We start from the raw sequence: 3,979 nt of genomic DNA, 5'->3' as shown, positions 1-3,979 counted from the left end.
AATTCTTCCATTGCTTCATCGATCTTATCGGTTTCCGCTTCCAGAAAATATTCATGAATCTCTTCCTGTTGATCTTCATCAAGAATATCATCTAGATAATAGTCAATATTCAGTTTAGTTCCGCTGTAGACAATCGCTTCCATTTCTTTGATAAACTCTGGCATTTGCATGCCTTTGGCAGAAGCAATATCTGATAATGGTAATTTTCTGTCTACACTCTGAATGATAAATAGTTTCAAAGCACTATTGGCTCCGGTAGATTTCACTACAAAATCATCAGGCCTTACAATATCATTATCCTCAACATATCTAGAGATAAGATCTACAAAATCGGCTCCATATTTTTTTGCCTTTCCTTCTCCTACTCCGTGTATGTTTCCCAATTCCTCTATACTTACCGGGTATTTAAGAGCCATATCTTCTAATGATGGATCCTGAAAGATCACAAATGGAGGCAGGTCTTTTTTCTTGGCAACCTTTTTACGAAGTTCCTTTAGCATTTTTACCAGCTGATCATCAACTGTATTCGCCGACTTTTGAGGTACAACAACTTCTTCAGTAATATCATTAAAAACATGATCCTCGGTCATCATAAATGACACCGGATTCTTCAGATACTCTTCCCCACGCTTGGGAAGTTTTACCACTCCGTAAGTTTCAATATCCTTTTTCAGGAATCCTGCAATTAAAGCCTGGCGGGTAAGTGCCATCCAGTAACCGGCATGTTTGTGACTTCCTTTTCCGAAGAGACGATGCTCATCGGTCTTATGAGAAAGAATGACCGCATTACTTTTTCCAATAAGCGTTCGCACCACTTCCTTAGACTTATATAATTGATTTGTTTCTTTTACAGTTTTCAGCAATAGTTCCAGATCATCCTTGGCTTCATGTTGATTCTTAGGATTCCGAACATTATCATCCATATCTGCTCCTTCCCCGGTTTCAGAATCGAATTCCTCACCAAAATAATGCAGTATGAATTTTCTTCTTGAAATAGAAGTTTCAGCGAAAGCAACCACTTCCTGTAATAGCGCATGACCAATTTCCTGTTCTGCGACAGGTTTACCGCTCATAAACTTCTCAAGTTTTTCAATGTCCTTATAACTGTAGAATGCAAGACAATGTCCTTCACCACCATCTCTACCGGCACGACCAGTTTCTTGGTAATAACTTTCTATACTTTTTGGAATGTCATGATGGATCACAAAACGAACATCTGGCTTGTCGATCCCCATCCCAAAGGCGATGGTCGCCACCACCACGTCGATATCTTCCATAAGAAACATATCCTGGTGTCTGGAACGTGTTTTTGCGTCGAGACCGGCATGGTAAGGAACGGCTTTAATACCATTTACCTGAAGGGTTTGGGCAAGCTCTTCCACTTTCTTTCTGCTTAAGCAATAGATGATACCCGATTTACCATCGTTCTTTTTTACGAAACGAATAATATCGGCATCAACATTCTTGGTTTTAGGACGTACCTCGTAGTACAGGTTGGGTCGGTTAAAACTTGCCTTAAAAGTGTTAGCATCTGTGATTCCCAGGTTCTTCAGAATATCTTCCTGAACCTTGGGAGTAGCCGTGGCGGTAAGTCCAATTACCGGTATATTATCTCCTATACGCTGAAGTATATGCCTTAAATTCCGATATTCTGGCCTGAAGTCATGTCCCCATTCACTTATACAGTGCGCTTCATCTACGGCGAGGAACGAGATCTTCTGATGCTTCAGAAAGTCCACATAATCTTCTTTGGTCAGCGATTCCGGAGCCACATAAAGCAGTTTACAGACACCATTATCGATATCTGTTTTCACCTGGTTTACTTCTGTCTTATTTAAAGAGGAATTCAGAACATGAGCAATACCATATTCTGAAGAGATACTACGAATAGCATCTACCTGGTTCTTCATTAAAGCTATAAGTGGGGAAACAACAATCGCTGTTCCATCCTGTATTAGTGCAGGGAGCTGATAACATAATGATTTACCTCCACCCGTTGGCATAACAACGAATGTGTCATGGCCATTTACGATACTGGTGATTACATCTTCCTGAAGCCCCTTAAACTGACTAAAACCAAAGTACTTCTTCAGTTCTTTGTGTAAATCAATTTCGGTCAAACCCATTCAATTGTGTTACAATTTTACATACATTTGTATAACTAAATATACGGTTTTCTTTAGTACCTGCAATTCTTAATTTAATCTAATTTGAAACTTAGCGAGCAAATCATTTCTTCAGCGAAAGAAACCATTTCCAACGAAGCCAAAGCAATTGCGAATCTCGAAAATTACATTGACGAAGAATTCATTAAGGCGGTAGAAGTTATCTATAGGTCTGAAGGTCGTGTCGTGGTTACTGGTATTGGCAAAAGTGCCATTATCGCCAATAAGATCGTGGCCACCCTCAACTCCACTGGCACTCCATCCATTTTCATGCATGCGGCAGATGCGATACATGGAGATCTTGGAATCGTTCAGGATAACGATGTGGTGATCTGTATTTCTAAAAGTGGAGATAGCCCTGAAATAAAGGTTTTAGTGCCACTCATCAAGAATTTTCATAATGTACTTATTGGACTCACCGGAAATAAGGAATCATTTCTTGGGAAACAGGCGGACTATGTTCTAAACAGTTATGTTGAGATGGAAGCCTGTCCTAATAATCTGGCTCCTACTACTAGTACAACTGCACAAATGGTTATTGGTGATGCTATTGCTGTATGTTTACTAAACCTGAAAGGCTTTAGCAGCAGGGATTTCGCAAAATATCATCCGGGAGGCTCTTTAGGTAAGAAATTATATTTAAGAGTTAGCGATATCGTATCTCAAAATATGGTGCCCATGGTATCTGCGGAAACCGATGTAGCTAATGTGATCATTGAAATTTCAGAAAAAATGCTCGGTGTGACCGCAGTGCTGGAAAACGACCGTATCATCGGGATCATCACAGATGGTGATATTCGTAGAATGCTGAAAGATCACGGAGAAATAAAGGGACTCAAGGCACGGGATATTATGAGTGCCGATCCAAAAACGATCGAACAGGATACCCTTGCGGTTGTAGCTATGGAAATCCTTGAGAAGAATCAGATCTCTCAGCTACTGGCTGTTGAGAATGGAAAATATACAGGTGTAGTTCATCTGCACAATTTAATAAGAGAAGGAATTTTATAATGGAAAGAATCGCCCCCCAGGAAGAACCTGGACATGAAATGTCTTTTTTAGATCATCTTGAGGAATTGAGGTGGCATTTGATTCGCGCGGTACTTGCCGTAGTGATCGCAGGAGGTGTAGCATTTGTTTTGAAAGAGTTTATTTTTGATGTGCTGCTCTTTGGACCTGCAAATCCTGATTTTTTCTCATACCGAGTATTATGTGATCTATCTGGCCTCTTCGGAATAGATGGTGGCTTTTGCGACCAGGAAATGAATTTCCGAATCCAGAGTAGAACCATGGGAGGACAGTTCTCTGCCCACGTCTGGACGTCTATCACAGCTGGATTTATCATTGCCTTTCCATATGTGATCTACGAGTTCTGGAAATTTGTCGCCCCGGCAATGCATGACAATGAAAGAAATCATGCTAAAGGGTTTATTTTCGTTACTTCGGTTTTATTCTTTTTAGGAGTTTTATTCGGATATTATGTGGTTACTCCACTATCCATCAATTTCCTCGGAAAGTACCAGGTAAGTGATACCGTTTTTAACGATTTTGATCTTAGTAGTTATATAAGCCTGGTAAGAGCATCTGTTTTGGCCAGCGGACTCATTTTTGAACTTCCCATCGTGATCTATTTCCTTACTAAAGTAGGAGTAGTAACACCAGAGTTCCTAAAGAAATACAGAAAATATGCACTGGTGATCGTACTGGTTCTTTCTGCGGTTATTACCCCGCCAGATATCGTGAGCCAGATCATCGTCGCCATCCCGGTATTGATACTTTATGAAGTGAGTATTATCATTTCGAAGTTCATGTAT

At 40.2% G+C, this 3,979-nt stretch carries 3 protein-coding genes; 2 read left to right on the top strand and 1 reads right to left on the bottom strand.

Going from position 1 to position 3,979, the window contains the following annotated elements; all coding sequences use genetic code 11:
* The coding region (locus ACNI3T_RS11165; protein WP_418227852.1) for a RecQ family ATP-dependent DNA helicase at positions 1–2,126 on the bottom strand (2,126 nt) is incomplete at its 3' end.
* A gap of 84 nt (positions 2,127–2,210) precedes the next feature.
* Here ACNI3T_RS11165 and ACNI3T_RS11160 point away from each other — a divergent pair.
* Entirely contained in the window at positions 2,211–3,176 is a 966-nt protein-coding gene (locus tag ACNI3T_RS11160; RefSeq protein WP_418227851.1) for a KpsF/GutQ family sugar-phosphate isomerase, read from the top strand.
* On the top strand, positions 3,176–3,979 hold an 804-nt coding region (tatC, locus tag ACNI3T_RS11155), incomplete at its 3' end, for a twin-arginine translocase subunit TatC (RefSeq protein ID WP_418227850.1). The genes ACNI3T_RS11160 and tatC, both read left to right, overlap by 1 nt.

Source organism: Christiangramia qingdaonensis, assembly GCF_048381525.1.
In the GTDB taxonomy this organism is placed as follows: domain Bacteria; phylum Bacteroidota; class Bacteroidia; order Flavobacteriales; family Flavobacteriaceae; genus Christiangramia.
The sequence above is the reverse complement of the archived record's forward strand: the minus strand, read 5'-3'. Positions and strand labels throughout refer to the sequence as shown.